Origin of the sequence: Mesorhizobium sp. WSM2561, assembly GCF_000513915.1 — a bacterium.
GTDB classification, from domain to species: domain Bacteria; phylum Pseudomonadota; class Alphaproteobacteria; order Rhizobiales; family Rhizobiaceae; genus Mesorhizobium; species Mesorhizobium muleiense.
Window position 1 is genome coordinate 152893 of record NZ_AZUX01000006.1, and the last position, 24081, is coordinate 176973.

Below are 24081 nucleotides of genomic sequence, written 5' to 3' on the forward strand. Positions count from 1 at the left end.
CAGAACCACCAATCAAAACAGGGGAACTGACATGACCAACACCACCGACAACAAGACAGGAATTTCCCGCCGCTCGCTGCTCAAGACCGGTGCTGCCGCCGTCGGTCTTGCCGCCGGTTCGGGTGCCATCACCGGGTTCCCGACGATCTGGGCGCAGAACCCGATCACGCTGCGCCAGTTCGGCACCGGCGTGTCGAACCTCAACGCCATTGCCGACAAGTGCAAGGCCGACCTCGGCATCACGCTGGAAATGACTGCGACCGATTCCGACGCCGCCGCCCAGCGCGCGGTGACCCAGCCGGACAGCTACGACATCGCCGACATCGAATACTGGATCGCCAAGAAGGTCTATCCGTCCGGCGTGATGCAGCCGATGGATGTCAAGAAGCTGAAATATTACGACAAGATCGTGCCGCTGTTCATCACCGGCAAGCTGACGCCCGACAGCGTCATCGCCCAAGGCACCGCGCCGCATACCGTCGGCTTCGTCGAGGCGCAGGACGCCAAGACCTTCGCCAAGCAGCCGACGCAGTGGATGACGATGGTTCCGACCATCTACAATGCCGATACGCTCGGCATTCGCCCCGATCTTGTCGGCCGCGACATCACCACCTGGGCCGACATCATGGATCCGGCCTTCAAGGGCAAGGCCGCCATCCTCAACATCCCGTCGATCGGCATCATGGATGCGGCGATGATCATGGAAGCCATGGGCAACATCAAATATGCCGACAAGGGCAACATGACCAAGGAGGAGATCGACAAGACGATCGACTTCCTGATCAAGGCCAAGCAGGACGGCCAGTTCCGGGCGTTCTGGAAATCGTTCGACGAGAGCGTTAATTTGATGGCTTCGGGCGAAGTGGTCATCCAGTCGATGTGGTCGCCGGCCGTCGCTGCGGTGCGCTCCAAGGGCATCGCCTGCAAGTACCAGCCGCTCAAGGAAGGCTATCGCTCGTGGGGCGGCGGCCTTGGCCTGGCGGCGCACCTCAAGGGCGCCGAGCTCGACGCCGCCTACGAATACATCAACTGGTACCTGTCCGGCTGGGTCGGCGCCTACCTCAACCGCCAGGGCTATTACTCGGCCGCCATGGATACGGCCAAGCAGTTCATGTCCGAGGACGAATGGGGCTACTGGGTCGACGGCAAGCCGGCCAAGGGCGATATCATGGCGCCGGACGGCAAGATCATGGAGAAGGCAGGCGCGGTGCGCGACGGCGGCTCCTTCGTCGAGCGCATGGGCAAAGTCGCCTGCTGGAACTCGGTCATGGACGAGGACCGCTACATGGTGAGGCGCTGGAACGAATTCATCGCGGCGTAGTGCCTTCTTGCCTTCTCCCCTTGTGGGAGAAGGTGGCCGAGCGAAGCTCGGTCGGATGAGGGGTGTTGGACGGATCGCCAACGCTGAGTTTCTTCCAACACCCCTCATCCGTCTTGCCGCTGCGCGCTAATCCACCTTCTCCCACAAGGGGAGAAGGGACGCAGCTCCGGCCGCCTCGCAGCCTACCGAGATGTTGATGACAGCAGTGCTCGAACGTCCTGGAATGATCGCCGCCAAACCCGCCGGGCGCCGCCGCATCTCGGTCGCCCGCCTCCTCCCCTACCTCCAGGCGGCGCCGCTGGCGCTGATCCTCGGCGCGTTCCTGTTGCTGCCGATCCTGATGATCGCCGTGGTCTCCTTCTGGGACTACGATTTCGCGGCGATGTATCCGGATTTCCTGACCATCAACTACGCCGACACGCTCGGCTCCTGGGTCACCTGGAAAACCTATCTGAACACGCTGAAATACGCTGGTATCGTCTGGGCACTGACGCTGTTCGTCGGCTTCTGGGTCGCCTATTTCCTCGCCTTCCATATCAGGACCACCGCCATGCAGATGGTGCTGTTCCTGGTCTGCACGGTGCCGTTCCTGACCTCCAACATCATCCGCATGATCTCGTGGATTCCGGTGCTTGGCCGCAACGGCCTGGTCAACTCGACGCTGGTTGAGATCGGGCTGATCCCGAAGCCGATCGAATGGCTGCTCTATTCCGAATTCGCCGTGGTGCTGGCCATGGTGCATCTCTACACGCTGTTCATGGTGACGCCGATCTTCAACACGCTGATGCGCATCGACAAATCGCTGATCGAGGCCGCGCGTGATGCCGGCGCGTCCGGCTGGCAGGTGTTGTGGAACGTCGTCATCCCGCTTGCCAAGCCCGGCATGGCGATCGGCACCATCTTCGTCGTCACGCTGGTGATGGCCGACTTTTCGACGGTGCAGGTGATGTCCGGCGGACAGAGCGCATCCGTCGCGCTGATGATGAAGAACCAGATGTCGCTGCTGCAATATCCGGCAGCGGCCGCCAACGCGGTCGTGCTGCTGGTGCTGGTGCTGCTGATGGTCGCCGGCATCCTGCGCATCGTCGACATTCGCAAGGAGCTATGAGGCGATGAGCCAAGACAAGCGCACCTTCGAATTCTACGTGCTGGCCGCCTTCTTCGCCCTTTTCGTGCTGTTTCTCTACGGCCCGCTTTCGGCGATCCTGATCCTCTCCTTCCAGGGCGAGAATGGCGGGCTGACATTCCCGCTGAACGGCGTTTCGCTGCACTGGTTCGCCAATCTGTTCGAGCGCCAGGCGGTCGGCGATTTCGGCGGCAGCTTCAAACGCTCCTTCATCCTCGGCCTGATGGTGATGATCGTCACCGTTGTCGTGTCGCTGCTCGCCGGTCTGGCCTTCCGGCAAAAATTTCGCGGCGCCACCGCTCTGTTCTATCTGGCCGTCGCCAGCCTGGTCGTGCCGTCGATCATCATCTCGCTCGGCATCGGCGTCGTCTTCCAGCAGATCGGCTTTCGTCCCGCCTGGTACACGTCTGCCTTCGGGGCGCATCTGACCTGGACCTTGCCTTTCGGCGTGCTGATCATGTTCGCCGTCTTCAACCGGTTCTCGCCGGCCTATGAGGAAGCCGCGCGGGACTTGGGCGCGACCTCCTGGCAGACCTTCGCGCATGTCGTGCTGCCGATGATCGCGCCCAGCCTGATCGGTGTCGGCCTGTTCGGCTTCACCCTGTCCTATGACGAGTTCGCCCGCACGCTGATGACCTCGGGCACGTTCAACACGCTGCCGCTCGAAATCTACGGCATGACGACGAATGTGACGACGCCGGTGCTCTATGCACTGGGCACCGTGACATCAGTATTTTCCTTCCTGGTGATTTTGGCGACGCTCGGCGCAATCGCCTATGTCGGCGGCCGTCGGCCGCGAGCTTGAGAGAACCGCAGTGCAGATCCTCGTCGTCAATCCGAACACCACCGCCAGCATGACCGAAACCATTGCAGCGGCGGCGCGGCTCGTCGCCGCCGCCGGAACGGACATCGTCGCCGTCACCTCGTCGATGGGACCTGTGTCGATCGAAGGCTACTACGACGAGGCGCTTGCCGTGCCGGGCTTGCTGGTCGAGATCGCCGCCGGCGAACGCTCGGGCGCGCAGGCCGCAATTGTCGCCTGTTTCGACGACACCGGCCTCGATGCGGCGCGCGCCATGGCCAACATTCCTGTCATCGGCATCTGCGAGGCAGCGCTCAGCACAGCCTCGTTCATCGCCCAGCGCTTCACCGTCGTCACCACGACCGAGCGCTCGCGCGTGCCCGTCGAAGCGCTGGTGCAGCGTTATGGCATGGCAGGACGGGCACGCGTGCGCGCTGCCGACATTCCGGTTCTTGCGCTCGAAGACCCAACCTCCGATGCAATCCTGAAGCTGCGCGGCGAGATCGCGCGTGCGCTTGAGGAGGATCGCGCCGAGGCCATCGTGCTTGGCTGTGCCGGCATGGCCGATCTCGCCGCCGCGCTGCAGCGGGAATTCGGCGTTCCGGTCATCGACGGCGTCGGCGCCGCGGTCAAGCAGGCCGAGGCCCTGATCGCGCTTGGCCTGTCGACGTCCAAGCGTGGCGCCTATGCAAACCCGCTGGCAAAGCCCTATCTTGGCGCATTGAAATCCTTCGCCCCCGGTACCGTAGCCGCCGAGTGAGGCAATGCGCCGAACGATCAGAACGCTCGCACTTGAAGACGTAAAAGTCCTTGTCGACTGGGCGGCAGCGGAGGGCTGGAATCCCGGTGTTGGCGATGCCGTGGCGTTCCATGCGGCGGATCCAGAGGGCTTCATCGGCGCCTTTGTTGATGGCGAGATGGTGGCCGGTATTTCGGCCGTCGCCTATGGCGACGATTTCGGCTTCATCGGTCTCTACATCTGTCGGCCGGACAGGCGCGGTGAGGGCCATGGCAAGGCGGTCTGGGATGCCGGCATGGCGCGGCTCGGCGACCGTACGGTCGGCCTCGATGGGGTCGTCGAACAGCAGGCCAACTACCGCAGCATGGGTTTTGCGCCGGTCTACCGGACGATCCGCTTCGTCGGATCGCCGAACGCTCCGGCAGCTGCCGACAGCGACATTCGCGTCATAGGCCCGCAAGCGGATGTCCTGGACTACGACAGCCGGTTCTTTCCCGCTCCGAGGCGATCCTTCCTGGAACACTGGCTGCGCCCGCCGCACGTCGCGCTGGCGATCGTCAGGGATGGCGCCATCAAGGGGTACGGCGTCGCCCGCCAATGCCGTGACGGTTGCAAGATCGGGCCGCTCTTTGCCAACAGCCTGGACGCGGCAAGCCGCCTGTTCGCGGCGCTCGCCAACGCCTCGGGGCCCGGAAATGTCCATCTCGACGTGCCCGAGACCAGCGGGCAATTTGCAGCTCGGCTGACGTCCGCCGGCCTCCAACCCGGTTTCGAAACGGCTCGAATGTACACGGGAAAACCGCCGCAGTTAGCGCAGTCCGGGGTCTTTGCGATAACGACCCTGGAGCTTGGTTGACTGGACGGCCCTAATACAGCGGCTTGGCCATGTGCCGGGGCGCCGGCCATTCGGTTGTGATCCCTGGCTGCACCGGCCGCTCGAGATAGGTCGACAGAACCACATAGCTTCGCGTCGAGGTCACGCCAGGCGTTTCGTAAAGCCGCGACAGCAGGCCTTCGAGCGCCCGCGTGTCCTCGGTGCGGACCTTGATCAGCATGCATGTGTCGCCGGCCACCGAATGAATCTCTTCGACTTCGGGGTGCTCGGAAATCGCCATCAGTTCGGGGGTCTTTCCCCAGCCCTTGGTGTCGATGTGCACGAAGGCAAGCAGCGGCTTGCGCACCGCCTTGGGATCGATGATTGCCGCGGTGTTGCGAATGGCGCCGCTGCGCCGAAGCCGCTTCACCCGTTCATGCGCTGCCGGCGGCGACAGGCCGACACGATCGCTGAGCTCGGCATAGCTGACCGTGGCGTCGTCGACCAGAACGGCTAATATTTTTCGGTCAATCGCGTCGACATCGCGGGCAGCAGGCCTGTTCTGCGGAATGCCATCTGTTTCTTCATCCATGGTGAAATTCCTTATTGATACAGAATTTAATACGGCGATTATCGTCGAATGACGAACAGTGATCAAGTCGCAACATTGACGGCAAGGCCGCCTATCCCGGCGCTCGCCTATCTGCTCACCGGATGCATCGCGGTGATCGGCTCGAACTCGCTGGTCCTCGGTCCGATAGCGCCGGCGGTGGCCGCGTCGTTTTCGACGAGCGTGCCGGCCGTCATGATCGCGTCCGCCGCGTTCGGGCTTGGCACGTCGGCAAGCGCCTTGTTCCTGGCCCGCTATATCGATCGGCTTGGCGCTCGCCGCATGCTGCAAGGGGCGTTGCTGCTGCTGGCGGTCGCGCTCCTCGCCAGCGCCGCCGCGCCGACGGTGACGACGCTGGTTGCGGCCCAGCTTGTCGCAGGCATCGCTGCCGGTATCGCCATGCCGGCAATCTATGCCAGCGCCGCTGCGATCGCGCCGCCTGGCCGCGAAAGCGGGACGATCGGTGTCGTGCTCACCGGATGGACCCTGAGCATGGTCGCCGGCGTCTCATTGTCGGCGGTGCTTGCCGATCTGCTGCATTGGCGCGCTGTTTTCGCGGCGGTCGCAGTGCTTGCGGCGCTCGCGTTGACCGGTCTTACGCTGACGTCGCTGAGCGATATCAGGAAAAGCGGCCCGGCGCCGACGCCGCTCGGCGCCTTGGCCGTGCCCGGCATAGTGCCGCTTCTGGTCGCCTGCGGCGCCTTTATGACCGCCTTCTACGGTGTCTATGGCTATCTTGGCGATCACCTTCACAATGGGTTGGGACGGCCGGTCAGCGCCAACGGCTTGGCGGCGCTCGCTTATGGCGCCGGCTTCGGCATGGCGGCACTGCTTGACGGCGTGATCGATCGGCTTGGCGCGCGACGTGTCATGCCGTTCGCCTATCTCCTCGTCGCGGCCGTCTATGTCGCGCTTGCCGCGGCAGGCAGTAGTTTCCATCTGACCATCGCAATGGTCGCTGTCTGGGGCCTTGCCAATCATTTCGGGCTGAACGTCCTGGTGATGCGCCTCTCGGCGCTCGATCCGGCGCGGCGCGGCACGATCATGGGTTTGAACAGCGCAGTGACCTATCTCGCGGTGTTTGTCGGCACCACCGCCTTCGGACCGCTTTATTCCACGTTCGGTTTTGCGGCATCGGCAATGGTCGCCGCGCTGCTCATGCTGGTTGCCGCTTCGGCGGCGGCGTGGCATTCGCCGCGGCCCGTGTAGTCGCGAAGCCACGCGGCGGCAGAGCTTGCGCTCCCGTCCTTTCCTTCGATAAATGCAAATGAAAGTGCCGCGCGTCCGGAAGCGCTGTATACGGGTATCCGGCTGTGAGCCTGTCTGGACAAGCGATGAACATGACGCTTGAAACCACCGCCGACCCTTCGCCGAAAGAACTCGCTTTTCTCGGGGAGGGGCTCAGCGCGTTCAACGACAGCGAAGTCGGTCCGGCCAACAGGAAGGTGCTCGCCGTGTTCGTGCGCGATGAGCACCGTGCGGTTGTCGGCGGCATCTCGGGATATACCGCCTGGGGCTGGCTCTATGTGCAATGGCTCTGGGTTGATGAGCGACTGCGCGGCCAGCGCATGGCCGGCAGGATGCTCGACGCAGCCGAACAGGAAGCCGTCGCACGCGGCTGTCATGGCGCCTTGATCGACACGTTCAATCCCCAGGCGGCCAAGGTCTATGAGCGTCAGGGATATCGGCCGTTCGGCGTGCTTCCCGATTTTCCCGTCGGCCGCAGCCGCGTCTTCCTGCAGAAGAAACTGCTGCTTGATTAGCCGGCAAGGCGTCCGCCGCGCATCGGCTGCGGCACACCGGTGGTGGTCGGAAAACTGATCGGCAGGCCCCTGAGCACGCGAACCGCAAGGAAGGCAAAGCACTCCGCCTCGACCGCGTCACCCTTCCAGCCGAGCGCCTCCGCCGGCACCGCTTCGACGCCGGCGCGGCTGGCGAGCATGGCCATGATCGTCGGGTTGTGGCGGCCGCCGCCGCTGACCACCAGTCGCTTTGGCCGGTGCGGCAGGAGGTCGAGCGCCTTGCCGACGGCCGCGGCGGTGAAGGCCGTCAGCAGCGCGGCGCCATTCTCAGCATTCAATCCCTCCGCCATGGCCGCGCCGAAATCGAAGCGGTCCAGCGATTTTGGATAGGGCTTGGCCAGGTAGGGATTCTGCAGGAGCTTGGCCAGCCGGTCTTCGTCGACGGTGCCGGTCCGCGCCAGCGCACCGTCGCGATCCATGTCGCCAAGTCCTTTCGCCTTGATGAAATCGTTCAGCGGCGCATTGGCCGGTCCGGTGTCGAAAGCGACGACATTGTCCTTGCTGTCCCACCAGGTGATGTTGGCGACGCCGCCGAGATTGAGCACCGCCGTGTCGCCGCTGATATCGGCATCGCGCAGCAGCGCGGCGTGATAGGCCGCCGACAGCGGCGCCCCTTGCCCGCCGGCGCGCATGTCGGCCGAACGGAAATCGTAGGCGACCTTGGTCCCCAGTATGGCATGCATCAAAGCCCCATCGCCGAGCTGGCGGGTCTGGCCGAGCCGGCTGGATTGCGGGGCGCGATGCAGCACGGTCTGGCCATGGAAGCCGACGACGCCGATATCGGCCATCGTCAGCCCGTAGCTTTCGACCAGGTCCTTGACCGCTGCTGACTGGGCGCGCGTCAGCGCTTCTTCGGCTTCGCGAAAGATCGCCGGTTCCGGTCCGGCAAAATTCCACGCCCTGGCCTGATCCAGCGTCTCCTCCAGCAGCGTCCGGATCGATCCGGGGTAGGGCGCCAGTGTGTAGGTGCCGAAATCCGCGATCCGCTCGCCGTCGGTCTTGATCAGCGCAACATCGATATTGCCGTCCAGCACGGTGCCGGTCATCAGGCCGACGGCCCAGATTGGTTCGCCACTTCTCGCAATCATCACGTGTTAGGCTCCGTTGGCGAGATCGCCGACCGATGGGCGAATCTCGATAATCCCGCTGTCGAAATGATGTGTCGGATGGATCCGTTTGGTGAGCAAGGTCTCGCATGCCCCTGCCTTTGTCGAAGTCGATCCATCCTGTATACTGGTATCCAGACAGCTCACGCCGTCTTTTCGCCGATCGCCTTTCGCAAAAACCCGCCCGCATTGTCGAGCGCCTTGCGCGCCTCTTCGATGCCCATCCCGGTGATCGTCACCAGTATCGCCAGCTTGACGTCTTTGCCGGTCTGGTCGAGCGCCCGTCGTGCCTGCTGCGCTGTGCAGCCGGTGGTCTGCATCACGATCCCGACCGCCCTGGCGACGAGCTTCTTGTTGCTGGGATTGAGGTCGACCATCAGGTTCTGATAGCTCTTGCCGATCCGGATCATGCTGGCTGTCGTCAGCGTGTTGAGAACCAGCTTTTGCGCGGTTCCCGACTTCAACCGGGTCGAGCCGGCGAGAACCTCGGGGCCGACAAGCGGAGAGATGGCAATGTCGGCAATGCCGGCAATGACCGACCTGGGATTGCAGGAAAGCGCCACGGTCGTTGCTCCCACCTGCCTTGCATAGGTCAAGCCGCCGATGACGTAGGGTGTGCGGCCGCTGACCGCGATGCCGACCACCACATCGTCGGCGGTCAACTTGATGCCCTGCAGTGCCTTGATGCCTTGTTGCGGGTCATCCTCGGCGCCTTCCACAGCCCGCACCAGAGCTTTGGGGCCGCCCGCGATCAGGCCGAGCACCATGTCCTCGGGCACGCCGAATGTCGGTGGACACTCCGAGGCGTCGAGGACCCCCAACCGGCCGCTTGTGCCAGCGCCCATATAGACAAGCCGCGCGCCTTTTTGAAACGCACCAACGATCCGGTCTACCGCGGCAGCAATTTGCGGAATGACCTTCTCGACGGCGGCCGGAACGCCGCTGTCCTCGTCATTGATCATGCGCAGGATATCCATGGTCGGCAGCAGGTCGATATCCATCGTCCTCGGGTTCCGGTCCTCGGAAACCAACCGCTCCAGCTCCGACATCAATTCCTGTTCGTTCATGAGAGTGCTTTCAAACTTCTTGTCATCGGCAACAAGTAATGTGATGCGGCGCCAGGCGTTGACCAGTGCCAGCGACTGGCATCGACAGGCTCGCCAGCCAAACAAATGTTGACAACATCATCTGTTGTTGGTCACAGTTCAGCATGAATTGCGCGGGCCGGGGTGAGGCAATGGACGACCTTGGAGCACAGGAACGGGCGGTGCTGGATCTCATCGCGGCGAACCCGTTCGCCGGCCAGCAGGATATAGCGACCGCGCTCGGCATTGCCCGCTCGACCGTCGCGGCCCACATCGTGCAACTCGTCAACAAGGGCTACATTCTTGGTCGCGGCTATGTGTTGCCGGCGTCCAAGCGCATGATCTGCATCGGCGGCGCCGTCCTCGACCGCAAGTACCACGCCAGGAAGGATCTGATCTTCGGGACGTCGAACCCGGTCGACGGCTATCGCAGCTTCGGCGGCGTCGCCCGCAACGTCGCCGAGAACCTTGTCCGCCTCGGCGTCGACGTGAGCTTCGTCTCGATTGTCGGCGACGACGAGACCGGCCGCTCGCTGGTGCGGCATCTGCGCGACCTCGGCGCCGACGTCAGCCAGGTGATCACCACAACGGAGCGACCAACGGCGGAATATGCAGCGATCCTCGACCTCAATAACGATCTCGTGCTCGGCATCGCCGACATGGAGATCTTCGATCTGTTTTCGCCATCCTGTCTCGACCGTTTCTGGCCGCATCTGGCTTCGGCGACGTGGGTGTTCGTCGACTGCAACCTGCCGGCCGCGACGATCGCAGCGCTGATGTCACGCAAGCAGGGCGCGCGCTTCAAGCTCGCCGTCGACACGGTGTCGTCGCCGAAATCGGCGCGCCTGCCGAAGGACCTGGCCGGCATCGATCTTCTATTCACGAACCATGACGAGGCCAATACGATGCTTGGTATCACCGATGCCGACAAGCGGCTAAAGCCGAAAGAGGCTGCGGCGGCGCTGCGCGCGGCCGGCGCCAGCGAGGTGATCGTGACCATGGGCGCGCACGGATTTGCGGTCGCGACCGAAGGCGGCGTGGCAACGATGCGTTCCGTCCCGGCCCGCGCCGTCGACATCACCGGAGCCGGCGACGCAATGATTGCCGGCACCATGTACAAGGTGCTTTCGGGCGATCCCGTGCTCGATGCAGCGCGCACCGGGGCGCTGCTCGCCACGCTGACCACCGAGAGCGAATCCAGCGTCCATCCCGACCTGTCGCCGCGCTTCCTCACCGCCGGCATGTACCGCATTCCCGCCTGAAGCCAGACGACCCTGAACGCGAGCCGAACCCTGAAAGCGAAATGACGATGAAACCTTCTCTTCTCCACCTGAACGACGAAGTCGCGGCAGCACTTCGTGAAGGCAGCGCGGTGGTGGCGCTGGAATCGACGATCATCACCCATGGCATGCCCTATCCGGCCAATCTGGAAACTGCGCGCGGCGTCGAGACCGTGGTGCGCGAGAATGGCGCCGTGCCCGCCACGATCGCGGTGGTTGCCGGCAAGATCAAGGTCGGGCTCGATGACCGGGAGCTGGAGCAGCTGGCAGCGGCAAAAGACGTGGTCAAGGCCTCCGGACGCGACCTCGCCGCCATCATGGTGGGCGGCGGCTCGGCCGGAACCACGGTTTCGGCGACGATGCGGATAGCTGCACTCGCCGGCATCGGCATTTTCGCGACGGGCGGCGTCGGCGGCGTGCATCGCGGCGCCGAAGCCAGTTTCGATATCTCGGCCGACCTGACCGAACTCGGCCAGACCGGCACGACCGTCGTCTGCGCCGGCGTGAAATCGATCCTCGATATTGCAAAGACGCTGGAATATCTCGAGACCCAGCGCGTGCCGGTGATTGCCTTTCAGAGCGACGACTTTCCGGCTTTTTATACGCGCTCCAGCGGACTTAAAGCCGATCACCGCCTCGATACGCCCGATGACATTGCGCATGCCATGCTGCTGCACGAGCAGATCGGCTCGGGCACCGGCATCCTCGTCGCCAACCCAATTCCGGAAGTGGATGCGCTCGATCCGGCCTTCATCGACGGCACGATCACGGCAGCGGTAGCGGAAGCCGAAAAAAGCGGCATCGGTCGCAAGGAACTGACGCCGTTCCTGCTCGCCCGCATCAACGAGCTTTCGCAGGGCCGCAGCCTGAAGGCCAATATCGCGCTGGTCCGCAACAACGCCGCGCTTGCCGCTCGCATCGCCGTGGCGCATGCGGGATTGAAGGACATTAAATAGCGGAACTTCCGGCCACAATCGCTGACCTGTCCAGCCGCTTTTCCAGCCGCGACAGGAACTCGGCAACCTTCTGTGACATGGGGCTCACTCGTTCGCCCTGGGCGCTTCGGCTTCGGCGCGAACCAGCTTGATGTCGGCTCCCGCCGCCCAGGCGCCGATATCTTCACGGCGCAATGCCGCCGCCATCATGTCCGGAAACAGATCCGGCGTGCAGGCGAAGACCGGAATGCCAAGTGCGGCAACCGAACCTGCCATTGCCGGATCGTAGCCGGGCCGGCCTTGGTCGGTCAGTGCCAGAAGCACGACGACATTGACGCCAGATCGAACCAGCGCCGCCAGCCGCCGCAGCAACTCTTGTCCATTGCCGCCTTCGTAGAGGTCGGTGATCAGCACCAGATGCGACTTGGTTGGCCGCTCGATACGGTCGGCGCAATAGGCGACGGCCTGGTTGATATCGGTGCCGCCGCCAAGCTGCACGCCGAACAGCACTTCGACGGGATCGCTGAGTTCTTCGGTAAGGTCGACGATGGCCGTATCGAAACAGACGAGTTTTGTGCGCACGACCGGCAGCGAGGCCATCACCGCCGCGAAGATCGAGGCGTAGACGACCGAGCTCGCCATCGAGCCGGACTGGTCGACACAGAGAACGACTTCGTCAAGATCGACCAGCCGGCGCTGCTTGCGCATGAAGCCAACCAGCTTCTCCGGCACGATAGTTTTGTGCTCGGGCTGGTAGTGGCGAAGGTTCGCCGAGATGGTGCGCTGCCAGTCGATATCGCGCGCACGCGGACGGTTGGTGCGCTTCGATCGGTCGAGCGCGCCGCGTATCGCCTCGGCGGTCTTCTGCTCCAGCTTCTGCATCAGCTTGGCGACGATGTCGGCGATGATCGTGCGGGCGATGTCCTTGGTCTTGGCCGGCATGACCGAGCGGAGCGAAATCAGGTCGGCGACCAGGTTGACGTCCGCCTCGATCGCCTTGAGGAACTCCGGCTCCATCAGCATCTGCTTCAGGTCCAGCCGTTCGAAAGCGTCCTTCTGGACAATCTGAACGACCTGCGCGGGAAAGAAGGAGCGAATGTCCCCCATCCATTGCGCAACGCGCGGTGCCGAGCGGCCAAGCCCGCCACGCCGCTTGCGCGGGTCACTGGCCGCCGCGCTGGCACCCTCGCCGTAAAGAGCATCGAGTGCCGCCGAAAGTCGTTTGTCGTCGCTGGAAAGTGCCGCCGACGTCTCGTCATCGGCGCCGATCGCCAGGCGCCAGCGGCGCTCCCCTCCGGCATCGGCAGTGAGTGGGCCGGGCTCGTTCATTTCGCCCTCGTCATCCATTGCCGTTTCCTCCCATCAGCAATGGTCCAAGCCGTTCCAGGTGTCGGCGCCATGCCTCGCCGCCATCCGGCGTCAGCGTCAGGCCAGCCGGCAAGCGCGCGGCGCGGCCGAGAACCGCTTCGATCAGCCGCCGGCGCTCCATGCTGTCGAGATTGGAAAAGACGCGGCGCAGCAACGGCAGGTGCGCGATGAAAGCATCTTCGTCGAGAGATTTGAGCCAGGAATCGACCGCGCCGCGCAGACCTTCGTCATAGATCAGCCGTTGACCGGCTGTGCTGAAAAAGCCCTCGAAGAACCCTGCCGCTTCAGTGACTGGCGTGCCCGGCGACAGGCGTCGCCCGAGCAGCCCGGCTGCGGCTTGGGCGGAAAGGCGGCCGGCCTCGTAGAGCAGGTGCGCGGCGCATCCGGCCAGCAGCGCCGTCGTACGCGACCCCTCGAGAACGGCAGTCAGCCCGTTGCGCCATCCGTTCAGCACGTCTTCCCCGGGCTCGACCAGCCTGATCGCCTGATCGGCCTTGCGCATCGCTCTAGCCAGCGTCGCGGCGGCCTGCTCATCCAGGTCGCGTGCCGCATAGGGAAGCGCGATCGCACCTTCGACGATCAGCCGCTCCATGAGGCCGGAAAGCCGGTTCGTCTCCGTATTGCGCGCCTCGCCATAGCGGATGATGTCGGCGAGCGGCGGCACCGAGGCCAGAATCTCCAGGCATTCGCTGCTGCGCGCCGCGCGCGCCTCCAGGGCCGCGAGACCGGCCGTCGATGCTTCCGACAGGCCTGCCGTGATGGCGCCCTGGACCAGTGCCGCAAGAGTATCGAGGGTTGCTGCGGCTTCGATCATCTGGATCAGGCGGCCGTTGGCAGCCTTTTCGATGGTCGGCCCGTAGATCAGGTTCTCCACCAGGCGAACGGCATATTCCGGCTCCCAGGCCAAGGTCCACCGCTCGCGGAAGGTGCCACGGCTGCGACCGGCGTCCGTCAGCTTGCCCCAATGCACACCAAGCACGTTCAGCCGATGCAGCAATGTCGAACGAAACAGCCCGCTGTCGCTTCGCAGGTCGACGGATAGTTCCCGCTCCAGCGCTTCAGGTTTCAGCCGCGCCGCCTTCTGGTTGCGCTGCAGATCCTCGATCAACGGCGCCAACGGCGTGTCGGGTGGAATTTCGCCAACGTCCGCACCTAGAAGCAGCTCGGCCTCGACCAGGGCCCACAGCAAGGCTTCGCCATTGAACAGAGCCGCAATTGCGGCGTCGCGCAATTCCTCAAACCCGGGTTTCGGCCGCTCGCGAATCGCGGCGAGCGTGCGGGCGAGCCGCTCCGCTTCGATCAGCGAAGCGGTCGAGACCAGGTGACCCTTCACCCGCAGCACCGCTGCAATCATTGCAAGCCACAAGGTTGCTGCATCGCGCCGGCCGCGCGTGCGCCAGAGATGCTTGCACCAGCCGGGTGCGACGACGCCCGCGCCATAGCCGTAGCCCAGCGCCAGACGCGGTCCCGTCCACGGCGCCCATGTCATCGTGCTCTTGCGCCTTGCAATCCCCTTAAGCAGGGCTTGATCGTTTTTCTGCATGTGTGTCGCCTGCAGTGCCGGCACATGCCACGCCCCGCAGACGACGGCGATAGGTCCGTCGAATTCCTTGCGCGCCGCAGCGATTTCGAGCCGCATATGCGCTTCGCGCTGGGCCTCGAACTGCGCGATCGAGGCTTCACCATCCCTCAGCGTCACCATCGCGTCGGAGATGGCGGCGAATATGGGGCCTGGTTCCGGATTCTGCTCGATGATGTCCGACCACCAGCTTTCGCCATCCTCATAGCCGGCGGCGCGGGCCAGCGTGCCTATCGGATCACGCCGATGCGGAGCCATATCATCACGCTCGCTTGCTTCCTTCGCATCGTCAGCGTCGACTTTTTCCGCGCCATCGGCCGCCGCTTCCGAGAAGCGCGCCGACGACGGCAGGTCGATGAAGCGCAACGCCGCCTTGTTGTCCACGGCCCAAAGGACCGCCTGATATTCCGGCGAGAACTCGGCGAATGGCCAGAAGCTTGTCGAAGCCGGATCCTCCTCCGGATAGCAAAGCAGTGCAACCGGCGGCTGCATCTGCGGGCGGGCCAGCAACGGCAGCAGCGCGGAGGCATCGATCGGCCCCTCGATCAGCACGGCGACCGGCTGCAAATCCTGCAATGCCTGCACAAGGCTGTCGGCGGAACCCGGCCCGTGATGGCGTATGCCGAAATAGGCGACCTCGCTGTGCCCCATGGCGCGTCAGATCGCTGCGTTCAAGGCCGCATAGTAGCCGGCGTAGTCAGGCCGCTTCTTGAGCACTGTTTCCAGATATTCTTCCAGCACTGCCTTGTCCTGGACCGGGTCTTTCACGATCGCCCCGACAAGGCTGGCGGCGAGACCTTCTGCGCCGAGCTTGCCGCTGTCGAACCACGCCGCCTGGCTCAGCCCGCCAACCATCGTTGCGATCGCCTCGGCGGTCGACAGCGAGCCCGAGGGCGTCTTCAGCGTCACCTTGCCGTCGGCGGTCGCACCGGACCGCAATTCACGGAAGATGGTCAATACCCGGGCTATCTCCTCGCCGACATTTTTCGGTACCGGCAGGTCGAGCCCGCCGGCCATCTCATCGACCCGCTTGGAGACGATCGCCACCTCTTCAGCCATGTCTTCCGGCAATGGCAGCACCACGACATTGAAGCGACGCTTGAGTGCCGAGGAGAGTTCATTCACACCTTTGTCCCGATTGTTTGCCGTGGCAATGATGTTGAAGCCGCGCTGGGCATAGATCGATGTGTTCAATTCCGGGATCGGCATCATCTTTTCGGAAAGTACGGTGATCAGCGTGTCCTGCACATCCGAGCCCATGCGCGTCAGTTCCTCGAGTCGGCAGAGCTTGCCGGTCTGCATGGCGCGGTACAGCGGCGTCGGCACCAATGCTTCCTGGCTCGGGCCCTTTGCCAGAAGTTGCGCATAGTTCCAGCCATAGCGGATCTGGTTCTCGTCGGTGCCGGCCGTGCACTGCACGATCAGCGTCGAGTCGCCCATGATGGCGGCGGCCAGATGTTCCGACACCCAGGACTTGGCCGTTCCGGGAACGCCGAGCAGCAACAGTGCGCGGTCGGTGGCGAGCGTTGCCACCGCGGTCTCCATCAGTCGGCGGCGACCGACATATTTTGGCGTTACCGGCGTGCCGTCACCGGCCTTCCCGCCCAGCAGATAAGTCAGCACAGCTTGTGGAGAGAGGCTCCAGCCGGCAGGCTTTTGCCTGTCGTCACTGCGCGCCAGCGCCTGCAATTCAGAGGCATAGGCCTGCTCGACCGGGAGACGGATGGCAGCGTTCATATGAATTCTCCGGATTGATCATGTGTCGGTTCTAGACTGATGTTCGGCCAGCGCCGCGTTGAGACGCAGGACACTGAGTGATGGGGCTGCGGGCGGCATGCCGGCGGCGACGACCTCGTCGATCAATTTTGCTGCTGTGGTCGCGGTGGCAAGGAAGCCGATCGTTTCCAGTATATCGTCGGCGCCCCGGCGCATGGCGTCGTCGTTTCCCGCAACGGCGGAACGCAGCGCCGCAAGAGCCGACCCATTCGAAAGATCGTCCCATTCCAGCCAGCCAGCATCAATGCCTTCCGCCAGATTGATCGCGTTGAGGTAATTCGCTTGCTTGAGGATCAGCCGGACGAGGGCTCGTTTTTTGCGACTGTCCAGGCGCGGCGTGAGGTGCAGTACGAACAGCGCTGGCTTGCCGCCATCGGCGACAAGTGCGTCCGCCATATGCGTCACCGCGGCGTCGCTCCCCGAAGCGGCGACCATTCGTGCGATCAGGATGTCGGCATTGTTGTCGGCGCCGAATTGCCAGGCGCCTATGAACTCAGGTTCGGTAGCACTGAACCGCGCGGCCAGGTCGACCAGATTGCAGGTCTCGAACAATTCGGCGCGACGCGTTTCCTGCGCCGGCGATTTCAACTTCGCCGGCGTGTAGATGCTGCGGCGGCGGATGAAGCCGGATTTGCCTTCGCTGATGAAAGCGGCGAGTTCAGCTGCGGTATCATCCGGTCCGCCATCGTTTGAACGGCCGTGCTCTCCCAACCTTGCCAGCAGCCGGCCAGCCAGTTCGCGCACCTTGCCGGACCTGTCGGCGGAGAGGCTTTTAAGGAACGGCGCGTCCTCAGGATTCAGGCCGAAGCGCATGAGCTCGACGAGCGCAAGCCTGACCTCGGCGGGCTCGCCCGACGCCTTGGCCTCGATCAGCAGTCGAGCCGAAGCCGGTTCACTGCGGCGCATGTCTGCCAGCGCGATGCGTCGCGCGGCGGGATAGAACTCATCCCAATTTTCCGCCGTCAGTTTCTCTTGCGGGGCATGTCTCTCCCCGTCCAGGCTTGCTTGCCAGTCGATCCAGGGGGCGTAGACGTCCGGACTGTTCTGATCCGACGCGACGGGCATCCAGTCCATCGGATGGAGCACAAAGCCGCGGCTGGCGACAAGCGTCACCACGCGCGTCTTGCGTCTCGCGTCGACGGCATGTTTCAGAGCGGCTCTCAACAGCGGCCGCAACCGCTCCGGCAGCATCGGGAGCGCAAGCCTGGGCAGCGGCGGCCGGCGCTTGAGCGTCTTCGGCGCCGCCGGCCGCAGGGCGACGTCGAGCGCTTGTGCTGCGATTGCCAGGAGCCGGCGCTCCTGCTCGTCGGGACTTGCACCGCCGGCGATCGTCTTCCACGCGGTCGGAGCCAGATCGAAGGTGGCTCCGCCGGTGATCCAGCAATCGCGCATTGTCGCCAGGCCTGTTTGCTCGCCCTCATTCACGACAGGTCAAGCCTCCCGAATCCGCTTTGAGCCGCCAGAAGGGCAAGCCGGGCGCCATCCCAGAGCGCTGCCGTGGCCGCAAGGTCGAGGCCGAGCAATGTTTGATTGACAGCGCCTGCGATCGGCAAGGCGATCCCTTGCGGATCATCCGCGGCCTGCCACCAGCCTGTGCCGCGGTCATCGACCAGGATCGCACCAGGCGGCAGCATGAGAGGACAATCGGTAATCCAAGGCGCAGCATCCTGATAGGAAGCATGCGTGGCGAGTGGGTCCTTTGCAGCGCCAAAGCTGAAATCAGGCCACGCGCCGGACGTCACTTCACCCATGCGTTCTGCCACCAGTGCGCGCAGCGGCTTGCGTGATGGATAGAAGACCAGCCGGGCATCGAAACGATCGCCCGACGCAAAAGCGTTGGACCGGCGTCCGGCAGAAGCCGGAAAATAATCGAGCAGCACGGCAAATTGCGGGGTAGCGCACTTCAGATCGAGCAGCCAGGTCGAATGGCTGACGAGACCGTCACGGCGGCTCTCGATCTTCTCGCCCAGAACCTCCCAGAAGCTTTCGACCTGTCTTGCATCCGGATTGGCCAGGACCTGTTCGCGGGTTTCCGAGGTCGATACGAGGCGCTTCAATTCGGGATCGTCGGGCGCCGACCGCCACGCCTTGGCCAGCAGCACAAGCTTGCCGAGCTCACGAATCGCCGCATCTGGTTTTTCTTCGCTGCGCAGCGCCATCAGCCGCGAAGGGATCTCGTCGATGCGACCGGCAAGCGCGGTTGCCTTCATGTCGACCAGCCGCGCGGCAATCCGGCGGCAACGGTCGCTGCTGCCGTCGACAAACCCGGAAAGACCAAGCCGCAACTGGTCGGCGATCCATTGGTCGAGTTCATCGAGCGCCGCCGACACTGCTTGTCGTGTGTCTTCCGCCCGCTTGCGCTGCGCAGCCTCACGACGCTCCACCGCCGCAACGTCTTCTACCGCGGCGCTCTCGTCCGTCCGTGCAGCCTCATCGATGCTCTTGGCTGCCGCACCTTCTATCGGTTGCGCTGGCGGTGGCGTCGTCTTCCTGCGCCTGCCAAGCCAGTCATTCACCCATTCCGGCGAGGATTCGGCCGCGGCAAAACTGGCTGGCGCGGTGGCGGCAATCCACATCAGCGCCAGCGTGTGCTTGCACGGGAATTTTCGCGACGGGCAGGTGCATTTGTAGCCGTGATCGCCGGTGTCGACCACCACCCGATATGGATTGGAGCCGGAGCCCTGGCATTCACCCCAGATGAGCGCCTGGGGCTCATGCTTTTCGAGCCGCGGCCAGTTCGATCGTTTGGTCAGCTTGGAGGCGGCGCTCAGCGACGCCTGATCGGGAGCAAGCGCCTCAATGGTCTTCAAATCGAATTCCAAGCCGCGCCCCTCGTGACTCGAACCAAACACCTGTCGCCAGGATAGATAGCCGTTCGTGAAGAAATATTGTAGCTCTCGCAATGTGAAGATCGATACTTCTCGGCCCCTGTCCTCCTTGCCCGAATTCGCCTGATCCGCAAGCGAGCTCCACCGCCATTCGGCGGGCAGAGCATTTTCAGCAAAACGGCGGTTGGCGTCGGTCAGCCCAGTTATGCGCTCATTGAACGGGAGCGGGCCTTAGCGGCCATGCAACTGGTTCGCTTGGAGCGAGCCGTTTAGCCTTTGCCCTTCAGGTCGACAGGCCTGGCAGTTCAGACTGGCACCGCCCTGCACGATGGCTGCTTCAGCAGGCCTTTTTTGCCCTTTCAAGGTGATTTGAACGCTGCGGCGCTTGACTCCTGCGACACCTTGTGAAAAATTTTGCATCACCTGATAAAAATATCTTAGGGCGGAAATGGTTGGTTTTGGAAACGGCCTCCTGCGCGACGATGAAACCAGTATGGCGACGCGCGCCGCCTGGCTCCATTATGCTGGCGGGCTGACCCAGTCGGAGGTCGCCAAGCGGCTTGGCCTGACCAGCCTCAAGGCGCATCGCCTCATCACCAAGGCCAATCAGGAAGGGCTGGTCAAAGTCTATATCGACGGCGAAGTGTCGGAATGCGTCGCGCTTGAAGACGATTTGTCCAGCCGCTACGGCCTCGATTATTGCGAGGTCGTTCCCGACTTCGATGGCGAAGACTTGCCGCTCAAGGCGCTCGGCATCGCCGGCGCGCAGTTCCTCAAACGTGAGATCGAACGCGGCGAGGATACGCTGATCGGCGTCGGCCATGGCCGCACGCTCGCTGCCTGCGTCGAATATCTGCCGCGCATATCGGCCGAAAAGACCCGCTTCGTCTCATTGCTCGGCGGCCTGACGCGCAAGTTCTCGGCCAATCCGCACGACGTCATTCACCGCCTGGCCGAACGGACCGGCGCCGAAGCCTATGTGATGCCGGTGCCGATGTTCGCCAACACGGTCGAGGATCGAACCGTGCTGCTCGGGCAGAAGGGCATCAGCGAGGTTTTTGATCTCGGCAAGGCCGCCGACCTGCTCATCGCCGGCATCGGCACCGCCGAGCGCGAGGCGTCGCTGGTCGCCACCGGCATGATCGAGAAGGGCGAAATGGAGGAGATCCGCCGCAACGGCGGTGTCGGCGAACTGCTCGGCCATTTCTTCGATGACGCTGGAAAAGCGGTCGAGACGACGCTTTCCAACCGGGCGCTGGCGCTGGCGCGCGAAGACATCAGCAATCGCAGGATTGTCGCCGTTGCCGGCGGCAAGGTGAAGGTTCGTGCCATCAAATCGGTGTTGGAGGGCCGCTATCTCAAGGGCCTGGTCACCGATGAGCGGACGGCGCGAAAACTCGTGGAGCAGACGCCGGTCGGGTAGCCGGCAGCCATTCGATTGAAACTACCCTGTGGAGGAGAAGACAAATGCATGAGAAAGAAAAAGACCTGATCGACGCGTTCCTGCGCGGACAAGTCGATCGTCGTGGGCTGATCAAGGGCCTTGGCGCGATGGGCCTTGCCGCCGGCACGGCCGGAACGCTGCTCAATCTGGGGCAGACCCGTGCGCTGGCGGCGGATTTCGACTGGCAGGCGCACAAAGGCAAGACCATCAAGCTCTTGCTCAACAAGCACCCTTATGCCGATGCGATGATTGCCAACCTCGAAAACTTCAAGAAGTTGACCGGCATGGAAGTGATCTACGACGTGTTTCCGGAAGACGTTTATTTCGACAAGGTCACCGCTGCGCTGTCGGCCAGCTCGCCTGAATACGATGCCTTCATGACCGGCGCCTACATGACCTGGACCTACGGCCCGGCCGGCTGGATCACCGACCTCAACGAGTGGATCAAGGATCCGACCAAGACCAACGTGAACTATGCCTGGGACGACTTCCTGCCCGGCGTCAGGAAGTCCTGCGCCTGGAACGGCCAGCCCGGCGGCGTGCTCGGTTCCGACGATGCCAAGCAGTGGTGCATTCCGTGGGGCTTCGAACAGAACAACATCACCTACAACAAGGGCATGTTCGACAAGGTCGGGGTCAGCGTTCCCGGCAATATGGACGAGATGGTCGCTACGGCGGCCAAGCTCACCAAGGATGTTGGTAGTGGCGTCTACGGCATCGGCGTGCGCGGTTCACGCTCCTGGGCGACGATCCATCCCGGCTTCCTGTCGGCCTATGCCAACTTTGACCAGAAGGACCTGAACGTCTCGGCTGATGGCAAATTGTCGGCCGCGATGAACACCGCCGAATCCAAGGCCTTCCACAAGCAATGGGTCCAGATGATCCAGGAGAGCGGCCCCAAGGACTGGTCGACCTACACCTGGTATCAGGTCGGCACCGACCTTGGCGCCGGCGCCTCGGCGATGATCTTCGACGCCGACATCCTCGGCTACTTCATGAATGGCGGCGACAACAAGATGGCAGGCAAGCTCGCCTTCTCCGCCTTCAAGGCCAATCCCGCCGCCAAGGCTCCGACGCCCAACATCTGGATCTGGTCGCTGTCGATGTCCAACTTCTCCAAGGACAAGGACGCCACCTGGTACTTCATGCAATGGGCATCAGGGCCCGAGCATGCACTGTTCGGTGCGACCGAGATGGACTTCGTCAATCCGGTCCGTCAGTCGGTCTGGAACGACCAGATGTTCCGCGAGAAGCTGAACAAGAGCTATCCGGGCTATGTCGAGATGTTCGATGTCTCGGCGCCCGGCGCCAGCATCAAGTTCACCCCGCAGCCGCTGTTCTTCGATCTCACCACCGAATGGGCGGCGACGCTGCAGAAGATGGTGGCCAAGGAAGTGCCGATCGACGAGGGCCTCGACATGCTGGCCACCAGCGTCGACGGCCAGCTCAAGGAAGCCGGGCTCGGCTGAGTCCTGGCGGCCGGCCGGCCCGCTGCTGCGGGCCAGCCGGTCATTCCACTGCGAAGCGGCGCCTGGAGCATCGAACCCAAAAGTGGAAAACCGGTTTTGGGAAATCCGATGCTCAAACAACGGCGGTGCCGCCACTCGCCCAACCGGCCGCCTAGCTCCCTGGGCGGCCGGCAGGGCGAAGCAACAGAGATGACGGGTGAGCCACGATGACTACGGCGACAATGCAAAGAAACAGGCCTTCCGGCTTCAGGATCAGCAAGAAAGTGCTGCCCTATGTGCTCAGCCTGCCAGCCTTGCTCGTCTGCATCGGCATCCTGATCCCGTTCTTCACGTCGGTCGTCTACTCGTTCCAGCGCTACCGGCTGAGCCAGCCCTGGGCGCGGCAGTTCAACTGGGGCGACAATTACATCTCGTTTTTCACCGACCCGAGGTTCTGGAACACGCTGGAGATATCGCTGCTCTATGCCGGCATCACCGTGCTGCTCGAACTGCTTCTCGGTCTCGGCATCGCCATGCTGCTGCAGAAGCGCTCGACGCTGAACAACTTCATCTCGATCATGCTGTTGATGCCGCTGATGACGGCGCCGGCGCTTGCCGCGCTGATGTGGAAGCTGATGACCAATCCCGGCTTTGGCGTGCTGAGCTATCTCGCCAGCCTGATCGGATTGCAGGATTTCCGCTGGGCCTCGTCGCCGTCGACCGCGCTTTTCACGGTGGTGCTTGTCGATATCTGGGTCTACACGCCCTTCATCATGATCCTGCTGCTTGCCGGCCTGCGCAGCCTGCCGACGCAGCCCTTCGAGGCGGCGGCACTTGACGGCGTGCCGCGGAGTTTCGTGTTCTTCCGCATCACCTTGCCGATGCTGACGCCCTACATCCTCACGGCGACGCTGTTTCGCCTGCTGGATTCCATCCAGCAGTTCGACATCATCTACGCCATGACCCAGGGCGGTCCGGGCGACACGCTGACCGTTTTCCAGGTCGAGGCCTACCTCAACTTCTTCCAGTCGACCAATGTCGGCCGCTCGGCGGCACTGATGATCATCCTGTGGGCGATCACCTATTTCCTCTCCAACATCTTCATCAAGAACTGGCTGCGGCTGCGCGAACGCGCCCGCGGCCAGGCATAGGAGGCCGGGATGGAACACACCTCGCTTCTCGAACGCATCCTGCGCGGCATAGCGCTGACGCTGGTCGTGGTCTTCTTCATGTTCCCGATCGTCTGGATCCTCATGATGTCGTTCCAGACCAACGAGACCATCCTGCGGATTCCGCCGCAGCTCGTCTTCAAGCCGACGCTGGCCAACTACACCGCGCTGATCACCGGAAAGCTGACCACGGCGGCCGGCACGCTCGACATCGCCTTCATGCGCAACCTGTGGAATTCGGTGTTCCTGTCGGTCACCTCGGTCGCCGTCGCGCTGCTGCTCGGCGTCCCCGCCGCCTACGCCTTTGCCCGGCACAAATTCCGCGGCTCGGAGGACATCGCCTTCACGCTGCTGTCGTTCCGGTTCGCGCCGGCGCTGCTGGTGCTGCTGCCGCTGACCCTCTATTTCCAGAAGCTTGGACTGGCCAACACCTATATCGGGCTGATCTGGGTGTATCAGCTGATCTGCCTGCCGCTGATCCTGTGGATCGTGCGCGGCTATTTCGAGGACATCCCGGCCGATATCGAATACGCCTATCGCATCGCCGGCCATTCTTGGTTCGCCACCTTCCGCAAGATCGCGCTGCCGCTCGCCGGCCCCGGCATCGCGGCTGCCGGCCTGCTCGCCTTCATCTTCGCCTGGAACAATTTCATCTTCGCGCTCGTGCTCGCTTCGGCCGACAAGCAGCCGGTGACGGTCGGCGCGCTGGCCTTCATCACCTCCTCCGGCATCCAGTATGGCCAGATCTCGGCAGCGATCGTGCTGTCGATCACCCCGACGCTGGCGCTCGCCCTTTACGCGCAGCGCTATCTCGTCGAAGGCCTGTCGCTCGGCGCGGTGAAAGGATAG

General features: G+C 63.4%; 21 protein-coding genes and 1 pseudogene. 13 read left to right on the top strand and 9 right to left on the bottom strand.

Going from position 1 to position 24081, the window contains the following annotated elements:
* Window positions 1-31: 31 nt before the first annotated feature.
* From M727_RS0109840 to M727_RS0109860, 5 genes are all read left to right on the top strand, one after another.
* Complete coding sequence (locus tag M727_RS0109840) at window positions 32-1321, top strand: PotD/PotF family extracellular solute-binding protein (RefSeq protein WP_027152544.1); 1290 nt, start codon at window positions 32-34, stop codon at window positions 1319-1321.
* A gap of 223 nt (window positions 1322-1544) precedes the next feature.
* Window positions 1545-2429, top strand: coding sequence for an ABC transporter permease (locus tag M727_RS0109845; protein ID WP_245268522.1), 885 nt, complete (start codon window positions 1545-1547; stop codon window positions 2427-2429).
* A 4-nt stretch (window positions 2430-2433) separates the two neighbouring features.
* On the top strand, window positions 2434-3252 hold the full coding sequence (locus M727_RS0109850) for an ABC transporter permease (protein WP_027152546.1): 819 nt from the start codon (window positions 2434-2436) through the stop codon (window positions 3250-3252).
* Complete coding sequence (locus tag M727_RS0109855; RefSeq protein WP_051505576.1) at window positions 3224-4009, top strand: aspartate/glutamate racemase family protein; 786 nt, start codon at window positions 3224-3226, stop codon at window positions 4007-4009. Before M727_RS0109850 ends, M727_RS0109855 begins: the two co-directional genes overlap by 29 nt.
* Window positions 4010-4013: 4 nt before the next feature.
* Window positions 4014-4844: a GNAT family N-acetyltransferase gene (locus M727_RS0109860; protein ID WP_027152548.1), complete on the top strand. Its 831-nt coding sequence runs from the start codon at window positions 4014-4016 to the stop codon at window positions 4842-4844.
* 10 nt (window positions 4845-4854) lie between these two features.
* Here the strand turns inward: M727_RS0109860 and M727_RS0109865 are convergent, their stop codons facing one another.
* Entirely contained in the window at window positions 4855-5394 is a 540-nt protein-coding gene (locus M727_RS0109865; protein ID WP_027152549.1) for an Lrp/AsnC family transcriptional regulator, read from the bottom strand.
* A 48-nt stretch (window positions 5395-5442) separates the two neighbouring features.
* On the opposite strand from M727_RS0109865, the gene M727_RS0109870 reads away from it, so the two are divergent.
* Complete coding sequence (locus M727_RS0109870; RefSeq protein WP_027152550.1) at window positions 5443-6621, top strand: MFS transporter; 1179 nt, start codon at window positions 5443-5445, stop codon at window positions 6619-6621.
* A 125-nt stretch (window positions 6622-6746) separates the two neighbouring features.
* Window positions 6747-7175, top strand: a complete 429-nt coding sequence (locus M727_RS0109875) for a GNAT family N-acetyltransferase (RefSeq protein ID WP_027152551.1) — start codon at window positions 6747-6749, stop codon at window positions 7173-7175.
* Here M727_RS0109875 and M727_RS0109880 read toward each other — a convergent pair.
* The 3 genes and pseudogenes from M727_RS0109880 to murQ all read right to left on the bottom strand — a co-directional run bounded on the left by M727_RS0109880 (window position 7172) and on the right by murQ (window position 9387).
* Window positions 7172-8302 carry an anhydro-N-acetylmuramic acid kinase gene (locus tag M727_RS0109880; protein ID WP_036261983.1) on the bottom strand — a complete coding sequence of 377 codons (1131 nt, stop codon included), beginning with the start codon at window positions 8300-8302 and terminating at the stop codon, window positions 7172-7174. The two genes, M727_RS0109875 and M727_RS0109880, sit on opposite strands and share 4 nt — an antisense overlap.
* A 6-nt stretch (window positions 8303-8308) precedes the next feature.
* Window positions 8309-8447: pseudogene (locus tag M727_RS42990) on the bottom strand (esterase); the annotation flags it as partial.
* 16 nt (window positions 8448-8463) lie between these two features.
* The gene (gene murQ, locus M727_RS0109890; RefSeq protein ID WP_027152553.1) at window positions 8464-9387 is read right to left on the bottom strand and encodes an N-acetylmuramic acid 6-phosphate etherase; all 924 of its coding nucleotides are present in this window, start codon (window positions 9385-9387) and stop codon (window positions 8464-8466) included.
* 170 nt (window positions 9388-9557) lie between these two features.
* On the opposite strand from murQ, the gene M727_RS0109895 reads away from it, so the two are divergent.
* Window positions 9558-10667 (top strand): carbohydrate kinase, encoded by a 1110-nt coding sequence (locus M727_RS0109895; protein WP_027152554.1) that lies wholly within the window; start codon window positions 9558-9560, stop codon window positions 10665-10667.
* Between the two features lie 47 nt (window positions 10668-10714).
* Window positions 10715-11641: a pseudouridine-5'-phosphate glycosidase gene (locus M727_RS0109900; protein WP_027152555.1), complete on the top strand. Its 927-nt coding sequence runs from the start codon at window positions 10715-10717 to the stop codon at window positions 11639-11641.
* Window positions 11642-11725: 84 nt separating this feature from the next.
* Here M727_RS0109900 and M727_RS0109905 read toward each other — a convergent pair whose 3' ends face one another.
* From M727_RS0109905 to M727_RS0109925, 5 genes are read right to left on the bottom strand one after another with little or no spacing between them, the layout of a single operon-like run.
* Window positions 11726-12967: a VWA domain-containing protein gene (locus M727_RS0109905; protein ID WP_027152556.1), complete on the bottom strand. Its 1242-nt coding sequence runs from the start codon at window positions 12965-12967 to the stop codon at window positions 11726-11728.
* Window positions 12960-15218, bottom strand: a complete 2259-nt coding sequence (locus M727_RS0109910) for a DUF5682 family protein (RefSeq protein ID WP_027152557.1) — start codon at window positions 15216-15218, stop codon at window positions 12960-12962. The genes M727_RS0109905 and M727_RS0109910 overlap by 8 nt, the downstream gene beginning before the upstream one ends.
* A gap of 6 nt (window positions 15219-15224) precedes the next feature.
* Complete coding sequence (locus M727_RS0109915; RefSeq protein WP_027152558.1) at window positions 15225-16304, bottom strand: AAA family ATPase; 1080 nt, start codon at window positions 16302-16304, stop codon at window positions 15225-15227.
* Between the two features lie 18 nt (window positions 16305-16322).
* Window positions 16323-17768, bottom strand: coding sequence for a DUF5691 domain-containing protein (locus M727_RS0109920; RefSeq protein ID WP_027152559.1), 1446 nt, complete (start codon window positions 17766-17768; stop codon window positions 16323-16325).
* The gene (locus M727_RS0109925; protein WP_245268518.1) at window positions 17765-19153 is read right to left on the bottom strand and encodes an SWIM zinc finger family protein; all 1389 of its coding nucleotides are present in this window, start codon (window positions 19151-19153) and stop codon (window positions 17765-17767) included. Before M727_RS0109925 ends, M727_RS0109920 begins: the two co-directional genes overlap by 4 nt.
* A gap of 466 nt (window positions 19154-19619) precedes the next feature.
* On the opposite strand from M727_RS0109925, the gene M727_RS0109930 reads away from it, so the two are divergent.
* From M727_RS0109930 to M727_RS0109945, 4 genes are all read left to right on the top strand, one after another.
* Window positions 19620-20594, top strand: coding sequence for a sugar-binding transcriptional regulator (locus M727_RS0109930; protein ID WP_027152561.1), 975 nt, complete (start codon window positions 19620-19622; stop codon window positions 20592-20594).
* A 44-nt stretch (window positions 20595-20638) separates the two neighbouring features.
* Complete coding sequence (locus M727_RS0109935; protein ID WP_023800182.1) at window positions 20639-22084, top strand: extracellular solute-binding protein; 1446 nt, start codon at window positions 20639-20641, stop codon at window positions 22082-22084.
* A gap of 206 nt (window positions 22085-22290) precedes the next feature.
* Window positions 22291-23214: a sugar ABC transporter permease gene (locus M727_RS0109940; protein ID WP_027152562.1), complete on the top strand. Its 924-nt coding sequence runs from the start codon at window positions 22291-22293 to the stop codon at window positions 23212-23214.
* 9 nt (window positions 23215-23223) lie between these two features.
* Window positions 23224-24081, top strand: coding sequence for a carbohydrate ABC transporter permease (locus M727_RS0109945; RefSeq protein ID WP_027152563.1), 858 nt, complete (start codon window positions 23224-23226; stop codon window positions 24079-24081).